The sequence below is a fragment of the Haloarcula sp. CBA1127 genome, assembly GCF_001485575.1.
Classification (GTDB): Archaea; Halobacteriota; Halobacteria; order Halobacteriales; family Haloarculaceae; genus Haloarcula.
This window is the reverse complement of record NZ_BCNB01000006.1, coordinates 1479947-1497442: the sequence shown is the minus strand read 5'-3', so window position 1 is coordinate 1497442 and position 17496 is coordinate 1479947. Positions and strand designations below refer to the sequence as shown.

Below are 17496 nucleotides of genomic sequence, written 5' to 3'. Positions count from 1 at the left end.
AACTACGAAGAGAACACTTAAAGACGCGTACCCAAACGGTATCGGTATCCGCTGTTAGATTCGGGTTTCGGAAGGACAAGACCAGTCCCGGACACGAGGTGGAATTACTGTGTTAAACCGTCCCATGCTATGCCTATCCATTCGCGTCAGCGGCGGGCGACTCACTCCGGGAACAGCTCTTCTTCACGCTCGATGGCTTCGATGCGCGCAATTTCGGCGTCGGTCAGTTCCAGGTCGGCAGCGGCGAGGTTGGCTTCGAGGTGGGACCGTGAGGACGCCTTTGGAATCGTGACGACGTTCTCGTAGCTGGTCACCCAGGCGATGCTGACGGCGGCCGGGGTCGTCTCGTGCTGGGCAGCGATGTCGACAATGGTCGGTTCCTCGAACACGCGACCGCCGGCCAGCGGTGCGTACGCGACCAGCGGGTAGCCGTGTTTCTGGGCGTCAGTGAGCAATGCTTCGCGCCAGAACAGCGGATGGAACTCGACCTGATGTGCAGCAATCGTGTCAAGGTGGTCGCGCGCGACAGCCAACTGGTCGGGGTCGAAGTTCGAGAGCCCAACGTGCTCTGTCAGTCCTGCCTCGCGCACGGCCTCGACGGCGGGCAGCGTCGTTTCGGGGTCGTAGTCGCCACGTGGGCGGTGGACGTATAGGAGGTCGACGGTGTCGAGACCGAGTCGGTCGAGGCTGGCTTCCGTGCTTGGACGGACAGCGGTCGCCCCGAGGGCGTCGATCCAGAGTTTTGTCGCGACAGTCAGGTCAGCCCGGTCGGTTTCGGCAGTGGCGATACCCGCGCCCACAGTACTCTCGTTGTCGTAGATTTGCGCGGTGTCGAGGTGGCGGTAGCCACAGTCGACAGCCGTCCGAACGACGGACTCGTCCTCGATACCCATCGTGCCGAGTCCGACCGGTGGGAGATTCATGCTCCGGCGTTCGGCCCACCATCAAAAAGGAGTAGCGGCTTCGTCGGCCCGCATCCCCCCAGATGCGGCCCGCCGGCCGATTAGAAGTCGGTCCGCTGCGTGACAGCTTCCGCGTGGTCAGCCCACTTTTCGACGGTGGGGGACCCCCAGTACTTCACTGCGCTGCTTCGCTCGTCGTAGTCGATGAGCCCGATCCGATGGAGCACTGGCAGGTGCTCCTCTTCGAGCTGTGTTCGGATCGTCGAGGGTGACGTATCTGTTGTATCGACCGTGCCCGTCTCCCCGTGCTCCGATATTGCCGAGGCTAGCGCCGCAACGTCAGCGGCCGCCTGGTCACCGCTCGCGAAGTAGTGACAGACGGCACGGCGCCGCCAATCAGCCAAAACCTCGAACACGTCGTCTACGTCCGCCGTAGACAGCGTTCTGTCCGACGGCGTCATCCCACACCACTGGTCACTCTGAGACCCTCCATTCCTTTGGTTACTCATTTATGCGCATTAAATTAACAACCTCCAATATTATTAACTCTGTACCTAGACAGCTAGGTACCCGTCGGACGCGCCGGCTATAATTGCCAACAGCGTCACATCGCTTATCGCTGCATATCGAACACAGCATCGATGAGATTCCGATGCGCTCGCCGGAGATGCTGATGGAGCGTCGGTGACGCGATACCGAGCCTCTCTGCCAGTTGCTCGGCGTTCGTATCCCGGGGCCAGGCGTAGTAGCCCGTCAGGAAGGCCCTGCGGAGAACTTCCTCCTGACGGTCAGTCAGGTGGTTGCGTGGGTCCGTTTCGGCGTCAAGTATGTTGTCTGCCTGGTCGCACTCCTGCTTTGCCGTCAGCGTGCTGTCAGGCACCCGGTCGGAGACTGCGTCCCGTATCGCCCGGGAGTCGGCATCCGGCGGGGCCTCGACAGTAATAGAGAGCGCCCCGTCGTCGGCAACCACCGTCCGGCAGCGAGCACCGACATCGAGAAGCAGCGATTGGACGGTTTCTGTAACCTGTAACTCGATAACGCCGCTGGAACCGTCTGCACGGACGACCCGCGAACCGAGAATCTCCGTCTGAGAACAGAGATGCGCAGAGACTGCATCGGGCGGCCCTTCGTCAACGGAGACATAGAGGAGATGCGTCGGCTCGGTATCGACAAATTCGACGACCTCGATTCGGCAGCCGTACGCATTCGCCGCCGAGACAAGGGGTATGTCAGAGCATTCCGATTCGAATGTCAGTTCGAGCGCGGTATCGTCAGACAGCAGTTGCCTGTTCTGGACCGCGGCGAGCGTGTACCCGACCATCTTACCGAGGACTGCGAAACTGTCAGCTATTCGGCCGCCGAACGCCGCTGGCTGGTCGGCGTACACGCAGAGAACACCGTGGACAGTGTTCCCCTGAACCAGTGGAATCGCTGCGGCGGACTTGAACCCCTGCTCGCGAGCAGCGGCCCCACACTGCTTGAATTCGGTCGGGTCGCCGCAGTCCTGTATCGTCTGGACCGCACCTGTCACGAGGGCTGTTTCACACAGCACTTGGTCGTTCCCGTCACTAACGATGAGTTCGTCGAGAACGTCACCATTGTCGCCGGCTACCGTTTTCGGCACGAGTCTATCGTCTGCGCCGGCTCGCTCACCGATCCACGCTAGGTCACAGAGGTCTGATTCGACAATGCGCTCACACACTGTCTCTGCAGTCTCGTGGCGAGTCGCGGCACCACCCAGAGCGTGAATGAGGTCCTGTATGAGCATGTTGACCCCGTTGAGTGTCGCCAGTTCGTCGCGCTGTCGTTCGATCGCATCCTGACGTGTCCGCTCCTCGGTGATGTCCTGATGGATCCCGACGGCCCTGACCGCCTCGTCGTCGTTCCACTCGAACACCTTGCCGATGTCCCGGATCCATCGCCACTCCCCGTCTTTCGTCCGCATCCGGAACTCGCTCTGATACAGATCGGTCTCTCCGGACTTCAGTTCCGCGAGCGCTTGTTCCACTCGGTCGAGGTCGTCAGGATGGACGAGGTCGGCCCACGTCTCGTAGTGTGGCTCCAGTTCGTCTCTGGTGTAGCCGAGCATCCCGGTCCAGCGCTCGTCGAAGGTGACGTCGTTGGTTTTGGGGTTCCAGTCCCAGACGCCGAGTTCCGCGCCTTCGAGCGCGAAATTCAATCGCTCAGTCATCTCCTGATACTCCCGCTCGCGGTTACAGTGCTCCGTGATGTCCCGAGCGACGCCGATCAGCCCGCTGTAGTTGCCGTCTTCGTCGTGAATCAGCGTGTAGTTGATCGACACCTCCCGTTCGGTACCGTCTTTCCGACAGAACGTCAGATCGGCAGTCGTACTCTCCTTCTCAGGCGTTTCGAGCAGCGTTTCAACAGTCGCCTGCCCCTTCGAGAGTTCACCGGAGGCCAGCACTGTCGAGGCGTGTTCACCGCACAGTTCGTCCGGCTCGTACCCGAGGGTCGCCGCAAACGACTCGTTACAGAAGTCGATGACACCACGTTCGTCGAGCGTGTAAAGGCCGTCCTGTGCCTGCTCGACGAGGAGATCCAGCAGCGCCGTGCGGGCATCACGGCGGGCGGTTTCGGTGATGTCTCGCAGCAGGACGAGCGTGAGTCCCCCCGCGGCGTCCGGTAGCTCGTGCCCGTGTCGAAGGAGGTACTGGTCGCGGTCGCTACCCGGAACCCGGACCGTAACCGGTTCGGTCGGGGCGTCCCGGAGCCGCTGTAACTGTCGATGGCCGCTGGGCGTGTCGGGAAGTGCCGTCCGCATGGTGTCGTAAAAGCCCTCGACCCGGCGGGTATCGTCGAGGCGGTCAACGAACGTCGATACCGAATCACTCGACCAGTGTACCGTCCCGTCGTCCGCCAGCAGGACAGCGATTTCGTTCGCTTCAGCACGCGATTCGATTCCGGACAGCGCATCTCGGAGTGCGGACTCGGTCCGATCAGCCGACACCGACGCGACGCTGACGATCTTCTCTGCCAGAAACATCGGCTGTCTGTCTCCCTGTTTCCTGACGACCGTCTCCGCATCCTCGAAGACAGTTGCAGCGCTGTCCGTCGCAGTGGCGTCGGTGTAGAGGACGACCGGGTAGCGGTCGTTCGACACCAGTGCGGCCGGGATATCTCCCAGTCCAGCCGGGTCGAGGACGAGACAGGAGACCGCCGTCGACGCGGCGGCTTCCAGTGCGGCATCTATCGTTGCCACGCTCGTCACTGTTATGTCGGCGTGGTGGTCCGCCAGCCCCTCGTGTATCTGCTCCCGTGCCGTCGCGTCGGAATCGAGATACACGACTTCGATGTCTCGACTGGCAGCGCCGGTCTGTCTCGCTCCCGCAAACGCGACGTCGTCGAGGTCGTTTCCAATCATCACCCTGGTATGCTGTTCAACCACTTTACTGAGGCATAATAACTGTTCGGCGCTACAGCGGATCAGGACAACGAACCTATACGTTTAGCGACACAGTGGCTACCCCATTGGGGATAGCACACGGTTCCTGTCGTTCCCCATCGAACAGAATCACTCGGACCGATGATGCACTGTGTTCAGCCACCACAGTCTCGCTAGCTATCATCCGGGCAACGGGTCCGGTGGCACATCCGAGTTAGTCGACAACGAACAGCCGTTCCCGGAGGGTTTCGGCGACATCGGTGAGGTGGGCCTGTCCGAACGCCGCGACCAGCAGCGCCCCGAGCGAATTGAACATGGTGTCCCGGACCGTGTCGTCGAGGCCGTGTTGCGCCAGCGGCATCGTGACACCCGTTTCGGTGGCGACGATGTCGAGCGCGAACTCGAACAGTTCCCAGATCACACCGAAGGACAGCACGACGACGAAGATGTACACGAAGAAGACGCGCTTGGGGATGTGAATCGAATCGTTGTGGAGGTCGATGGTCCGGGCCGTCGTGTACCCGAACGCGGCGATGAGCGAGGCTGACATCGCGTGGGTGAGGTGGTCCCACCAGCCGATCTGTCCGTAGAGTCCGGCCGACCCGAGCGTGTGCAGGAACACCGCGGTTGTGATCCAGAGGGCGAGCCACGGGTCCAGTGCCAGATTGTAGTTCCGCCGCATCACCGCGGGGAGAAACGTGACGAGCAGGCCGATACCGCCGTTCGTGATCGGCTTCGGCTGGCCGGCGACGATGCCGTAGCCGATCAGCCCGAGCAAGACGAGTTGCATCGCGTGGGTGATCCGCCGCTGGTTCCGCATCGACGGCCGGGGCAGCCTCATCGTCGCACTATCCGTCGGATACCACGCCAGAGGCGGTGGTCCCGCCGTCTGAAGTAACCATCGAACAATACGCCCGCGACGAGTCCGGCGAGGGTGACGTACAGCCACTCGGTCATCAGCGCCTCGTTGGTCGTGAGATACGACGTCCCGAGAAACCGGTCGGCGTTCCACCGGAACACCGTCCAGGCCGCCACGGCGGCGAGTGTCGTCAAGACGACGAGACAGATGGCAAACCAGTGTGTGACTTCCAGTTCGGTGAACATATCCAGTTCCACGATGACGAGTAGTGACAGCGCTGCCAGCGAGAGATACGTGGCAAAGGTCCCGACCGTCCCCCCGACGAGGCCGCGGACCAAGATCGGCAGGCAGGCGAGAAAGAGCAGTTCCCAGGGCAGCATGACGCACCACTCGCGGTAGGCGACCGGGGGGACAAGCACGACAGCGGCCACGACACCGACGAGCAGTATCCACTGGTAGTCGATGTCGAGGACGCTCTCGACGAACACAGCCGTGAGAATCGCGACGAGCACCCACGCGATGATCGCGTTGGTTCGCCCGTCACGAAAGAGCTTCTCGAACGTGTCATCGAGGTCGATAGTCCCGAGGCTGCTGTCGGGACGGCCGGCACCATCGCTCATTGCAGTGGACTGGGGTACGACGGAGAATAAACCCAGCGACGTGTTTATACCGGCTACGGCCCCTTGTACAGGTATATGATGCTGCCGACGCACGCGATAGCGGGGCTCGCCATCGCGACACCGCTGCTCGTCCTTGCGCCAGACCACGCCGCGGTAGCGCTCGCTGGCGGCCTCGTCGGTGGCGTTCTGCCCGACCTCGACCTGTACTCGGGCCACCGGCGCACGCTGCACTATCCCAGCGGGTACACACTCGCGGCTGTCCCGACTGCCGGGTTCACCGCCGTCCTCCAGACACCGCTGCTCGTCGCGCTCACGTTCGTACTGATGGGCGCTGCTCTCCACTGCCGGATGGACCGGTACGGCGGCGGCCTGGAACTCCGCCCGTGGGAAGGCACGTCCGAACGCGCCGTGTACGACCACGTTCGCGGGCAGTGGCGGCCGCCGAAGCGATGGATACAGTACGACGGTGCGCCGTCGGATGTGGGACTGATGGTACTTGCGGGTGCCCCGTTGTTCGTCGTTCTGGACGGGCCGTTCCGGTGGGTCGTCGCCGCGGCCCTCGTCACCGGCGCGACGTACAGCCTCCTCCGGCGTCGACTGGCAACCCTGGCCCCCGTCGTGTTCGGCAACGTCCCCGAGTCGATTGCGGCCCACGTCCCGGACCGATACCGGCAGTAGCGCTTGGCGACCGACTTGTTTCCGGTATCTCTGTGACGCCTCCGTTATTTTCGCGTCGCTTTCGTCACTTCCGTCCCGCCAGAGCGTCCTCGGCAACGCCACGCAGCGTCAGCCACGTGTTGATGCCGGCCCGCAGTGCGACGAGGTCGGCCGCCTCGACAGTGAGTTCGACTTGCCGTCCATTCCGGCTGAGCCGCGCCGTCGTCCGGTTGCCCTCGATATCGTCGATTTCGGGACGAATGCTCCGCTCGATGGCGCGAGCCCGGTCGGCGCTGCCGTACTCGGCGGTGAGGTGGGTCTGATGTGTCGCAGTCATACTATTCAGGATGGGACGTCCTCGTATCGATCACAGGGCTGCCCCAGAAAAGCCGTTCGCAACGTGGCGCAGCCGGCCGTCGACTATCAGCCGCGTCACCGACCGTCTCAGTTGACGTTGATCTCTTTGACGTCGGGCGACCGCTCCTTCAGCAGGACGCGGTGTCCGCAGTACGGACAGCGAACGCCGCCGTACTCGTCCAGCGTCACGTCGCGCTTACAGCGTGAACACTTGTAGCTCATAGCTGAGAGATAGGGATGGAGGTCCTTTACTCCTCGTCTTCGGACAGTGCGGCCCGAATGGAGCGTCGAACAGTCTTGCCACCAGGCGTCTCCGGCTTGTAACTGCCGCCGGTGAACTTGTAGTCACAGTAGCTGCACTGCCAGATGCCCGTGCCCTGACGGTCAACGCGGTCTTCGCCGCAGTTCGGACAGGCGTGGTCCTCGTTCATCTCCGATTCGATCTCTGCAACGCGGCGTCGGGACACGCGACCGTAGCGAGCGCCGAAACGGCCCGAGCTGCCGGTCTTTCCGCTCTTGCTAGCCATAGTGGTCTGTTGTCCGCCGAGCGGCCACATAAGGCCTTCGAGATTCGGTCCGGTCTGCGACGGGCACAGGGGTTAACACGCTCCACCGGCAACCCCCCACCGACATGGACGAGATACTCGACGTCATCGACCTCGTCGCGGACTCCGGTTTCGAGGGAATCATCACGTGGCTCGTGCGAATCGTCGGTCTCGTCGCGCTACTGGGTGGCCTCGGTCTGTGGCTGTTCACCGACATGGGGCTGCTCGTCGTGCCGGCGGTGCTGTTACTCGTCGGCGTAGTCCTGCTTGTCGCCCCCAGCATCCTCCTGTTGGCCGCCGAGCTAGCCTAGAGAACTCAAGAGGGAGGCGGGCGAACCGCCGTTCGATGGCAGCGTTCGACGAACTCCGAGGTCGCCTCAAGCGGGTCGCACCAGCCACGAGCGGGCGGCTTACCGCCTCGGAGTTCTTGCTCTCGGGCGCGGCGGCCGGACTGGTCGGCTGGGGCGGTACACAGGCCCTCGCCTGGTCGAGCCGCGCTAACGGCGCGCTGCTCGCCATAGCGATGTGGGTTGTCATCATTGGCGGCTTCGTCGGCCTGACGGTCCTCCACGCGCCGGACTCGGTCCGCTTCTCGGACGCGATGCTCGCCTGGGGAACGGTCAATACTACTGCGACAGCGGTGACCGTCGGTGGCCTCCTCAATATCGTCCCCGAACAAGCGGCGTTCTGGCACGCGTGGGTCGGTGCGACGGCTATCGGCTACTGCTGGACCGGCGGCGTCCTCGAAGGGGCCGGGCAGCCCGTGCGCGGGCGTGGCTATCTGGGTGCGGGCGTCGTCGGCCTCTGTCTGCTGGCTGCCGGAGCCATCGCGTTCCCGCTGGTCGCCCCAGTTGGCTATCTGGCACTCGCCGCGCTCCATGCGCTCCCGATGGTCCTCGACGTTCGAACGGCGTTACCGGCTATTCACCGGACTGGCGTCGTCGGTGTCGCGGTGGCCGCGGTGCTTGTTGGCGGCGTTATAACTGCCTGACGCTGGGACCGACCGACTCTTAGTTCAACGCCATCAGGTCATTGTATGGATATTTCGCACCAAGACGTGTTCTGGGGGCTTGCAGCGGTGTTTCTGTTGTTCGGTGGCGGCTGGTTCCTCTTCGCTAATCGGTTGCTGCTCGCCGCTTCGATGGTGTTGAACGGTTTCATCGCGGTCGTCGCTTGGTGGTATACACGGGGCCAGCCAGTACAAGTCTGAGCCGCCAGGACCGAGACGTAGCGGCCGAGCCACTGGTCGGCTACTCCTGCAGTTCGGCTTCCTTGAGCGCCTCGTTCAGGTCGGCCCGGACGTGTTCACCCAGCTCGCGGTCGCCGGCCGTCGTGACGACGCGGTTCTCCTGAACGCTGGAGCCGTCGCGGATGAGCACCCGGACGTTGCCGTTGGCGTCGGCGCGGGTCGCCTTCGCCCGGACGCCCGTCGGCGAACTCGCGCCGCCAGCATCGATGGGGCCGGGGATGACTTTCTTGACGTGGGGGTGGCCGGCAACGGTCTGGATGACACGCTGGCCCGACCGGCCGCCGATGAGCGTCGAGTGACTCCCGCCCAGTTTCTCCGCTGGCGCGGCATCGACCACTTCGAGCGCTGGCTCGCCCTGGCGGTCGATGACCCGCTGAACTGGGTCGTCACCCTCGACGCGGAAGAACTCGTAGTGCAGTTGGGGGCGGACGGCGGCAATAACGTCGCGGTCGCCCGTGACGTACACCTCCTCGGGCCGTTTACGCCGAACCTCGTCCGCGACGAGGCCGGCGAAGTTGCGGAGTTCGACGACGACCGTTTCGTCGCTCCCATCGCCTTCCGGCGTCGTCGTCACCGTCCGCTGGCCGACGACCGACCCGTCCAGCAGCGAAGTCACCGTCGCCCGCTCACGGTCGAGTTCGAGGACAACGGCGTCCGTATTGGCAGTGTGACAGACCAGGCAGTAGTCGCCCGGTCGGTCAAGCGGCGTGGCACACTGCCGACAGTCCATAGCTGTGGCTACGGGTCCGCGCGGATAAGGGAGACGGTTCACATCTTACGCAATCATAAACTCAGCCCTCGTCTTCGATGGTCGCGCCGGGCGGGTAGATGGCACAGACAGCAGCGTCGTAGCCGGCATCGGAGAGGCCAGTCCCAAGCGCGAACACCGTCTCGCCGAGCATCGCCATCGCGGCGTCGCCGCCGGCTTCGGCCACGTCGTCGATGACCGCCTTGACCTCCGGCGTCAGCAGGTCCGCCTCGCGGGAGAACTGTCGGGAGGCCTGCACAAACGTCGATAATTTCGGCTCTTTGACGACAGTCGAGAGTGCACATTCGCCGGCAGCCGTCAGCGTTTCCGTATCGCCGCCGACTACGTCCGCTGTCGATAGCTCGCCGAGCGTGACGTACTCGATGCGACTGCGGGCCGGGATGGCGTCGAGGTAGTTGAACTGCGGCCCGCCGGGTTCGAGGCGGAGCGGCACGCCGCCGCGGGCCTGCGCGACGACATCGCCGAGACCCGAACCAGACTGGACTTCCGCGCCGTGGGCAATGGTCACCAGTTCGTTATACGAGAGCCCGTGGCCGAAGACGGCGTTGGCCGCCAGCGCAGTACCAAGCGCCAGTCCGCCGGAGACGCCGAAGCCAGACCCGAGCGGGAGCGGCGTTTCGGCAGTGACAGTCGCTGTGGTTCGAAGGGCGTCCAGCACTCGCTCAACGGCCTCCACCTCAATCGGCTCGCCGTTCAGCGTTACCTTGGTCTCAGCCCCGCGGCTGACGGTAACAGAAACGCCGTCAGACAGGGCCAGTCCGCCCCCGCGAGAACCAGTCTCGATCGGGTCATCGCCCCGGTCGACGGTAAAAAAGCCCGTGATGTGGCCGGGAACGAACGCGTGTGCTTCGTCGCTCATTGCCTCCCCGTGGGACCCGGTGGCGTTAAGGATTGGTGGTCGCCCGCTCCGGCCACGCTGGCTGGCAGACGTTCGCTCCACGCAGGGTTTCAGAAAACCGACAGGCGGTTCTCCGACCCGTAGTTTGATGTGTGTTTACGGCGGATGACTGTGCAAACATGCCGACGATAAGCGCGCGGCTCCCGAGCGAAGAGAAAGCCGAACTGGACGACGTCGCCGAGTTGCTCTCCGAGGACCGGTCGACCACGATTCGAAAGGCGCTCCGGGAGGGACTGGAGACGCTCCGACTTCGCGTCGCCGTCGAGCAGTACCAGTCTGGCGACGTGTCGGCGGCCGAAGCCGCACAGCTCGCGGACCTCTCCATCGCCGAGTGGCTCGACGTGGCCCGCGAGCGAAACCTGACGACACAGCTCGAACTCTCTGATCTGGAGCTCGATGCTGACACAGCCGCGGAGCTATGACTCGCATCTACGTCGGGCCGACGGCGCTGTACTCGCTGGGGCAGGTGGGAGAGCTGTCGCTGCTGGACGCGTTCGACGGCGATATCGTCATCCCGGAGCCAGTCCTCGACGAGGTGCAGGTCGAACCGACCGCGACGAATCTGACGGAGTACCGCGAGAACGGCATCGACACCGGCGTCGACGAGGACCACATTGACCAGGCCAAGTCCCTGCTGGGCGATGCCGACCTTGGCGCTGCTGTGACGGTACTCGCTGGCGTGTTAGCCCACCGCGACAGCGGCGACCGCTCCGCCGTGGCTGTCGTCTCCGAGGACCGCACCGTCCGTCGAATGGCGCAAGGGCTGGGGGCGGAAGTGACGAGCAGTTTCGGTGTCGTGGTCCGGGCTGCTATCGAGGACAAGTATCTCAAGCCGACCCAGGCAAAGCGGATTGTCAGGCGGATCGATCAACACGGGATGCATCTGACCGGGGAACTGCGGGAGCGGGCAGTCGGTGAGGTCGCGTAGGCATTGGCTAATTGACGCGGTAATGGTTTTTAGCGCCGTGTTTTGGACATAACGACCTTGGATAATCTCCCGACTGTCCCGCTGCTGGACTTGAAAGCGTGGGTTTAACAGTGCGGCCCCCAACTCTGGAGGTATGCAGGGTAATCTTCCGCCTGAAGCACAGGAGAAGCTCGAGGAACTGCAGGACCTTCAGCAGACAGCACAGCAGGTCGCCGCACAGAAACAGCAGGCCGAGACGGAGCTCCAGGAGTCCCAGACGGCTCTCGACGAGCTTGACGACATCGACGAGGACTCGACCATGTACCGCGAGGTTGGCGAACTTCTCGTGAAGACCGAGTTCGACGAGGCACAGGACGACCTCGAAGAGAAGGTCAACAGCCTCGAAGTCCGCGTCGAGACGCTCGAAAAGCAGGAAGAGCGCGTGCAGGAGCAGTTCGAAGAGCTCCAGAGCGAGCTCCAGCAGATGCTCGGCGGCGCAGGCGGCGCGGGTCCGGCCGGCGGCCCCGGCGCTGGCGGCGCATAAGGCGATGCCGACAGACGATGAGGTCGTCGAGACAGCCTCAGCCGCTGCCGAAGACGTTGTCTTCTCTCGGTACGACGTCGGCGCGGTCGAGGACCTCGACGTGACTGTCACCTTCGAAGATGGCGTACTGGACGTTGACGTGTACGTCAACGCGCCCGACAGTCGTCAGGACGAGGCACAGGTCGCGGACGACGCTGCCCTTGCCGCACGGGCCGCCGTCGACGACCTGTTCGAAGAATAGGCACCCGCAACCAAGCGGGCAGTCACTCGGTGTTATACCGACGCCACGAACCGTCAGTCGTGGCTATCGGCGGCTGGGTCTCCGGTCCGGTCGCTTGCGAACCCGGTTCGAAACGCGATCCAGCCAAGCACTGAGACGAACAGTATCGGCGGGAGAATCATGAACCCCCACAGCGGGTCCAGTCCCCAGCCAAGTAGCAGAGCCAGATCAAACAGCCCGATAGCGAGAAACGGCGAGACGAACAGGAGAGCCCGCTTCCGGTTCATCTCGCCAGACGATTCCGACGCCGACGAGTCCTCGTCACCCGCAAGTAGGTCTGCCGTCGTGCGGTCACGGGTTCCGTCGCCAGCGCGGACGCTGGACTCGGCGGTGTCATCCATACCCATTACTCAGAGTTCAGCAAGCAAAAAAACCGCGCTTGGTTGCTCGGCAGGTGAAGAGCCGTCAGGTCAGGGGGATTACGCGTCGCTGTCGTCGTCAGTGGACTGTTCCTCATCCGAATCCGTCTCGTCAGTGGACTGTTCCTCATCCGAATCCGTCTCGTCAGTGGACTGGTCCTCGTCTGACTCCGCGTCCTCGGTGGACCGCTCGTCGTCGGCATCCGCGTCCTCAGTCGACTCCGCAGCAGCGTCGTCCGCGTCACCGCTCTCAGACGGCGATTCGGTTTCGTTCTCGGCCGCGTCGCTCTCGTCACCGGGGGTCAGGTCGCTGATCTGTGCGCCCAGATCACCCGTGAGTTCGCCGGCCTGCTTCTGCCCGATGAGCGTGTGGATTTCGCTAACGAAGTCAGGGACCTGTTCGGGGAGGTCCGACGGCGGGCCACGCTGGTCGCCTGCCTGACCGGCGTCAGCGGGCGGGCCACGGCGGTCAGCCGCCTCGGCGGCGCCGCTAGATTCGTTTTCGTCAGCGCCCGCTGTTTCGTTCGCCGCCTGTTCAGTGTCGTTCGCTGCTTGCTCAGCAGCGTTGTCTGCCTGTGCGTTGTCCGCGTGGTCATCAGCCTGTGCGCCTGCTGCGCCGGGGAGTGCCGCCGCCGAGCCCGTGATGACGAGCACGGCAAGCAGGCCGCCGGCAATCGTAGTGAGTTTCATTGTGGTCGTTGCCTCCGCTTGGCTCTCTGGTCGGATGGCATATGAAGGGGGCAAGCCGAAAAGGCGAATCAAGTCGAATTTGCCCGAATTGAGTGTTATATCGTCCGTTTTAATTCGATTTAATCCCGCTTCAAAGCCCACTCGCCACGTCATCGCGCCGAGATCGGACCGCTAGGTGAGATAGTTGGCGTGCGCGTCGCGCGGTCGGTCTGGTCGCGAGAACGTAGCCGGGGCCGGGCACGCGATAGTGGACAGGACAGCACCCTGAAACCGCCGCCGGGGTAGCTTTTCATACCCACGAGCCCAACACTGGACCATGGAACACGATGCCACGGTCGAAGGGGTTGGCGTCGGCGTCAGCGAAGAAGGGAGCGGCACGCCGGTCGTTCTACTCCGTGCACGTGAGGAGATCGTCCCAATCTTCGTCAGCACGGACCAGGCCCAGTCGATGCAACTGGCTATCGACGGCGAACCCTTCGAGCGCCCGCTCACTCACGACCTGTTGGTCGAGATGGTGACGGAGTTCGGGGGAGCTATCGACCGAGTCCGTATCGACGACCTCGCCGACGGGACCTTCTACGGGAAGATCGACGCGGAGCAGTACACCGACGACCGGCGCAAGGACATGGTGTTTGACGCTCGCCCCTCGGATGCCATCGCGATTGCCCTCCGGGTAGACTGTCCGGTCGTCGTAACAGACGATGTTATCGACGAGGCCGGGCGATCGCCGGAGCAGTTCGACCAGAGCGGGAGTGGCAGCGAGGATCTCGGGCTGTGAGGACGCGAAACCTTTCTGCGTCTGTCCACCCTGAAAGTACGTGATGGGGTACGAATCGGTCATCTTCGACAACGACGGCGTGTTGCTGACGCTGACGGACATGGATGCACACTACGTCGGCGCGCGCCAGGCGTTCGAGGAACTGGGCGTAGTCTCGCCCTCGACAGCCCACGTCGAGGCGATGAGCATCGGCGTGACAGTGCCCGAACTCACCGACATCTGTACGCAGTACGATATCGACCCCGAGCGGCTCTTCCGGGCTCGTGACGAGGCCCTGACCGCGGTGCAGCGGGCGCTTATTCGAGCCGGAGAGAAACAGCCCTACGCCGATGTATCTGTGCTCGACCGGCTGGACTGTCCACTAGGTGTGGTGTCCTCGAATCAGCGCGATACCGTCGCCTTCGCGTTTGAGCACTTCGATATCGGCCACTACTTTGACACCGTCTGGGCGCGCGAGCCGACAGTCGAGAGTCTCCGCCGGAAGAAGCCGCGGCCGTACTACATCGAGCGGGCAATGGACGACCTCAACGTCAGTAATGCCCTGTTCGTTGGCGACAACGAATCCGACATCGAGGCGGCACATCGGGCCGGGATCGACTCGGCGTTTATTCGTCGACCACACCGTGTTGACACGCAACTCGACGTGACACCGGACCACGACGTGTCTGGCCTCGAAGACGTGGTTCAGCTCGCCAGTGGACGCAGCGGGAGCGACTGAGCCGTATCCGGACCTAACAGACACGCACTCTTTGTGTTCTGGTACGTATACTGAAAGCAACCTTTCCCATGGCAAGTGCCGTGAAACGGTATGGAGAAGCCGGTCGGTGGAACGGATGAGAACGAACAAGCGGCACGTGACACACCGGCACAGCAGTCCCCCCCTGTGCTGTTGGAGACCCTCGCCGCGCGAATGCCCGAGCCAGTGGTCGTTTCTGCCGCTGACGGGGAGATACGGACCGGGAACGACCACCTCTGTGACCTCCTCGATTCGGACCCGTCGGACGTGTTTGGAAGCCAGATAGGTACGTTCTTCCCAGGTCTGGATGACGTTGACCTCAGAGCCCACTGTAGTCAATCACCGGGAACACCGCTAACGTCATCGTGTTCCGCCGGCGACACGGAACGGTGGGTCGAAATCGCCTTCGAGCCCCAGCAATGGGACGGTGAGGAACTGTACCTGGGTATCGTCCACGACATCACCGAGCGCCATGAGCGGACGGAGATGCTCGAACAGTACGAACGGATCGTCGAGACCATCGAGGACGGCATCTACACACTTGACGAGGCGTTCACGATGCAGACGGTCAACAGCGCCGTCGAGTCGATGACCGGTTACGACAAGGACACGCTGGTCGGGTCGAACGCGACGCTGCTGGCGGACGAATCCGTCATCGAGGAGGCCGCAGAGATGTCGCGGCAGTTCATCGAGGGTGAGCGCGATGTCGGCACGCTGACGACGGACCTCAGAACCGCTGACGGGGACACGCTGCCGATCGAAACCAAATTCACGACGTACGACCGTGAGGACGGGAGCTACCGGCAGGTCGGCGTCGTTCGGGACATCTCGGACCGGAAGCGGTTCGAGGAGACGCTCGCGGCGCTGCACGAGTCGACCAGAAAGCTGCTGCACACGGAGACCAAGACAGCCGTGGCCGAACAGATACTCGATACGGCCGTCGACGTGCTGGAACTCCCCGACGTGGAGATCTACCTGTTCGACCGCAGCGACAACACTCTTCGTAGCGTCGGCGACACCGAGGCGGACCGAAGCGCGTCAGTTGGGCCGGGCGAGAGCACAGTGTGGGACGTGTTCGTGCAGGACAGCGCCGTCGAGGTCGCTCCCGGCGAGCGCATCGACCTCGGGGCGGGGCCGGTTACAGCGGACGCGAAGCGGCTCTGCATTCCGCTCGAAGATCATGGCGTGTTCTACATCGAACTGGGCGAGCAACACAGCGACGCCAGAACCCGGGAGATGGTGGACTTGCTCGCCGCCAGCGCCGAAGCCGCGCTCGCTCGTGTCGACCGCGAGACGACGCTCCGCGAACGCGAGGCCGAGCGCCGCGAACAGAACCGTGAACTGCGACGGCTCAAGCAGGTCAACGCGATCATCCGACGAATCGATCAGGTGCTCGTCGAAGCGGAGACCACCGAGGAGATCGAGCAGGCGGTGTGTGATCAGTTGGCCGAATCCCAGTGGTTCTCCTTTGCCTGGATCGGCCGACAGGACGCGACGGAACTCGTCCCCAGAGCGTGGGCGGGCGACACCGCCAGCTATCTGGACGCCATCTCGCTGTCGCTTGAGCGCGAGGGCGGACCACCGGCCGTCCAGACTGCACAGTCCGAAGCGATGACTATCGTCCCGTCGGTGGCTGACAACCTCCGGGGCGACCACTGGCGGACGGAGGCACTCTCCCGCGAGTTCCAGTCGGCGCTCAGCATCCCGCTCGAATACGACGACTTCGTCTACGGCGTCCTGACGGTGTACGCCCAGCAAGAAGACGGGTTCGACGAGATGCTTCAGGAGGTATTCACCGAACTCGGTGAAACCATCGCGAACGCGATACGGGAGGTCGAGTCCCGACAGCGGCGGGCCGGCGACGGCACCGTCGAACTCGAACTATCGCTGTCGGCCCCGCAGTCGTTCCTGACCCACCTCTCAGACCGGGTCGGCGTCCCGGTCGTCTGTGAGGGGGCCGTACAGCGGAGCGACGGGGCGATTCGTCTCTTCCTCACTATCTCGGACTGTGACCCGGCTGTCGTGAAGGAGCAGTTACTGTCGATGGCTCGTGTCGACACCACGCGAGCGATCTCGACCGACCAGTTGGACGGCCTTTACGAGGTCATCGTGACGGGCCAGACCGTCGCGGAGACGCTACTGGAACAGGGCGGGCGGTTGAAAACGATCCGAACGTCGACGGGCGGACTCACGGTGACAGTTGTCGTCTCGGGCGAAACCGATGTCCGCCAGTTCGTCGAACAACTCGGCGAGCGCTACGCGGACGTCACGCTGATCGCGCGCCGTGACGGCACACAATCCGATGGCCAGCGGGACAGTACAGTCCGGTCGGCACTGGAGAAGCAACTCACCGACAGACAACTCGAAGTACTCCAGACGGCGTATCTGAGTGGCTTCTTCGACTGGCCCCGGGAGACGACCGGTCAGGAAATCGCGTCCAGCCTGGATGTGTCACAGCCGACGGTCAACCGGCACCTCCGCGTCAGCGAGCGAAAACTGCTCGAACTCGTGTTCGGCGATATCTGAGACCGTCGCTATAGTGTTAGTGACCAGTCCGGGGGATTGTATCTGTATAGCCACAATCGCCTTTTCAATCACTCATTAAGGGATAAACAGCGACGAACCATGTCCCAGGCAAAACTGGTCTACAGACCGACACCCAACGAACCGCTGAGCGAAACCATCGTCCACGCCGTAGCTGACACACTGGGTGTCGACCCCGTCGACCTCGATGACCGAATCAGTGACTGTATCGACCCTGATGCGCTGGACCGGCTGTTTCGTCCCGATACGGATGGCACTCCGAGTCCTGACGGGCTAGTCGTGTTCAGTATGGCTGGCTGTCGTATCGAGGTCGAGGGGAATCGTTCGGTGCTGGTGACACCGTCCCGTGATGTCTCGGCGACAACTGGACTCGAAGCGTAACTGCGCTCCGCGTGGCTG

At 63.3% G+C, this 17496-nt stretch carries 24 protein-coding genes; 12 read left to right on the top strand and 12 right to left on the bottom strand.

Annotation, left to right across the window (positions count from 1 at the left end; genetic code table 11):
* Positions 1–161 precede the first annotated feature (161 nt).
* From AV059_RS12185 to AV059_RS12165, 5 genes are all read right to left on the bottom strand, one after another.
* A complete protein-coding gene (locus AV059_RS12185) occupies positions 162–923 on the bottom strand; it encodes an aldo/keto reductase (protein ID WP_058994741.1) in 762 nt (253 codons plus the stop codon).
* 80 nt (positions 924–1003) lie between these two features.
* A complete protein-coding gene (locus AV059_RS12180; RefSeq protein ID WP_058994739.1) occupies positions 1004–1363 on the bottom strand; it encodes a hypothetical protein in 360 nt (119 codons plus the stop codon).
* A 152-nt stretch (positions 1364–1515) separates the two neighbouring features.
* On the bottom strand, positions 1516–4284 hold the full coding sequence (locus tag AV059_RS12175; RefSeq protein ID WP_058994737.1) for a PAS domain S-box protein: 2769 nt from the start codon (positions 4282–4284) through the stop codon (positions 1516–1518).
* 235 nt (positions 4285–4519) lie between these two features.
* A complete protein-coding gene (locus AV059_RS12170) occupies positions 4520–5125 on the bottom strand; it encodes a hypothetical protein (protein ID WP_058994736.1) in 606 nt (201 codons plus the stop codon).
* Between the two features lie 17 nt (positions 5126–5142).
* Positions 5143–5784: a hypothetical protein gene (locus AV059_RS12165; RefSeq protein ID WP_058994734.1), complete on the bottom strand. Its 642-nt coding sequence runs from the start codon at positions 5782–5784 to the stop codon at positions 5143–5145.
* A gap of 75 nt (positions 5785–5859) precedes the next feature.
* On the opposite strand from AV059_RS12165, the gene AV059_RS12160 reads away from it, so the two are divergent.
* Positions 5860–6462, top strand: a complete 603-nt coding sequence (locus AV059_RS12160) for a metal-dependent hydrolase (protein WP_058994732.1) — start codon at positions 5860–5862, stop codon at positions 6460–6462.
* Between the two features lie 64 nt (positions 6463–6526).
* Here the strand turns inward: AV059_RS12160 and AV059_RS12155 are convergent, their stop codons facing one another.
* The 3 genes from AV059_RS12155 to AV059_RS12145 all read right to left on the bottom strand — a co-directional run bounded on the left by AV059_RS12155 (position 6527) and on the right by AV059_RS12145 (position 7355).
* Positions 6527–6778, bottom strand: coding sequence for a KEOPS complex subunit Pcc1 (locus AV059_RS12155; protein ID WP_058994730.1), 252 nt, complete (start codon positions 6776–6778; stop codon positions 6527–6529).
* 107 nt (positions 6779–6885) lie between these two features.
* Entirely contained in the window at positions 6886–7020 is a 135-nt protein-coding gene (locus tag AV059_RS12150; RefSeq protein ID WP_004517024.1) for a DNA-directed RNA polymerase subunit P, read from the bottom strand.
* Between the two features lie 26 nt (positions 7021–7046).
* A complete protein-coding gene (locus AV059_RS12145; protein WP_004591489.1) occupies positions 7047–7355 on the bottom strand; it encodes a 50S ribosomal protein L37ae in 309 nt (102 codons plus the stop codon).
* Between the two features lie 74 nt (positions 7356–7429).
* Between AV059_RS12145 and AV059_RS12140 the strand changes: the two genes are divergently transcribed.
* The 3 genes from AV059_RS12140 to AV059_RS22070 are packed head-to-tail and all read left to right on the top strand — an operon-like array spanning position 7430 to position 8553.
* Positions 7430–7654 carry a hypothetical protein gene (locus tag AV059_RS12140; RefSeq protein ID WP_058994728.1) on the top strand — a complete coding sequence of 75 codons (225 nt, stop codon included), beginning with the start codon at positions 7430–7432 and terminating at the stop codon, positions 7652–7654.
* 35 nt (positions 7655–7689) lie between these two features.
* Positions 7690–8334: a hypothetical protein gene (locus AV059_RS12135; protein WP_058994726.1), complete on the top strand. Its 645-nt coding sequence runs from the start codon at positions 7690–7692 to the stop codon at positions 8332–8334.
* A 45-nt stretch (positions 8335–8379) separates the two neighbouring features.
* Positions 8380–8553 (top strand): hypothetical protein, encoded by a 174-nt coding sequence (locus AV059_RS22070; protein ID WP_154021027.1) that lies wholly within the window; start codon positions 8380–8382, stop codon positions 8551–8553.
* 40 nt (positions 8554–8593) lie between these two features.
* On the opposite strand, the gene AV059_RS12130 is transcribed toward AV059_RS22070, so the two are convergent.
* Both AV059_RS12130 and AV059_RS12125 read right to left on the bottom strand, forming a co-directional pair.
* Positions 8594–9322, bottom strand: a complete 729-nt coding sequence (locus tag AV059_RS12130; RefSeq protein ID WP_058994724.1) for a DUF2103 domain-containing protein — start codon at positions 9320–9322, stop codon at positions 8594–8596.
* 61 nt (positions 9323–9383) lie between these two features.
* Entirely contained in the window at positions 9384–10220 is an 837-nt protein-coding gene (locus AV059_RS12125) for a pantoate kinase (protein WP_058994723.1), read from the bottom strand.
* 158 nt (positions 10221–10378) lie between these two features.
* Here AV059_RS12125 and AV059_RS12120 point away from each other — a divergent pair, with 158 nt between their 5' ends.
* The 4 genes from AV059_RS12120 (at position 10379) to AV059_RS12105 (ending at position 11951) form a co-directional block, all read left to right on the top strand.
* Entirely contained in the window at positions 10379–10681 is a 303-nt protein-coding gene (locus AV059_RS12120) for a UPF0175 family protein (protein WP_004957605.1), read from the top strand.
* The gene (locus tag AV059_RS12115; protein ID WP_058994721.1) at positions 10678–11187 is read left to right on the top strand and encodes a hypothetical protein; all 510 of its coding nucleotides are present in this window, start codon (positions 10678–10680) and stop codon (positions 11185–11187) included. Before AV059_RS12120 ends, AV059_RS12115 begins: the two co-directional genes overlap by 4 nt.
* A 133-nt stretch (positions 11188–11320) precedes the next feature.
* A complete protein-coding gene (locus tag AV059_RS12110) occupies positions 11321–11710 on the top strand; it encodes a prefoldin subunit beta (protein ID WP_004591484.1) in 390 nt (129 codons plus the stop codon).
* Positions 11711–11714: 4 nt separating this feature from the next.
* Entirely contained in the window at positions 11715–11951 is a 237-nt protein-coding gene (locus AV059_RS12105) for a hypothetical protein (RefSeq protein ID WP_004957622.1), read from the top strand.
* Positions 11952–12004: 53 nt separating this feature from the next.
* On the opposite strand, the gene AV059_RS12100 is transcribed toward AV059_RS12105, so the two are convergent.
* Together AV059_RS12100 and AV059_RS12095 are read right to left on the bottom strand one after the other, a co-directional pair.
* Positions 12005–12331 (bottom strand): hypothetical protein, encoded by a 327-nt coding sequence (locus AV059_RS12100; protein WP_004957624.1) that lies wholly within the window; start codon positions 12329–12331, stop codon positions 12005–12007.
* Between the two features lie 78 nt (positions 12332–12409).
* Positions 12410–13039, bottom strand: coding sequence for a hypothetical protein (locus tag AV059_RS12095; RefSeq protein ID WP_058994719.1), 630 nt, complete (start codon positions 13037–13039; stop codon positions 12410–12412).
* 316 nt (positions 13040–13355) lie between these two features.
* On the opposite strand from AV059_RS12095, the gene AV059_RS12090 reads away from it, so the two are divergent.
* The 4 genes from AV059_RS12090 (at position 13356) to AV059_RS12075 (ending at position 17478) form a co-directional block, all read left to right on the top strand.
* Positions 13356–13817, top strand: coding sequence for a bifunctional nuclease family protein (locus tag AV059_RS12090; protein ID WP_007187694.1), 462 nt, complete (start codon positions 13356–13358; stop codon positions 13815–13817).
* Positions 13818–13860: 43 nt separating this feature from the next.
* On the top strand, positions 13861–14535 hold the full coding sequence (locus AV059_RS12085) for an HAD family hydrolase (protein WP_058994717.1): 675 nt from the start codon (positions 13861–13863) through the stop codon (positions 14533–14535).
* Positions 14536–14625: 90 nt separating this feature from the next.
* Positions 14626–17079, top strand: a complete 2454-nt coding sequence (locus AV059_RS12080; protein ID WP_058994714.1) for a bacterio-opsin activator domain-containing protein — start codon at positions 14626–14628, stop codon at positions 17077–17079.
* A 99-nt stretch (positions 17080–17178) separates the two neighbouring features.
* Positions 17179–17478 carry a HalOD1 output domain-containing protein gene (locus tag AV059_RS12075; protein ID WP_058994712.1) on the top strand — a complete coding sequence of 100 codons (300 nt, stop codon included), beginning with the start codon at positions 17179–17181 and terminating at the stop codon, positions 17476–17478.
* The last annotated feature ends 18 nt before the right edge of the window (positions 17479–17496 follow it).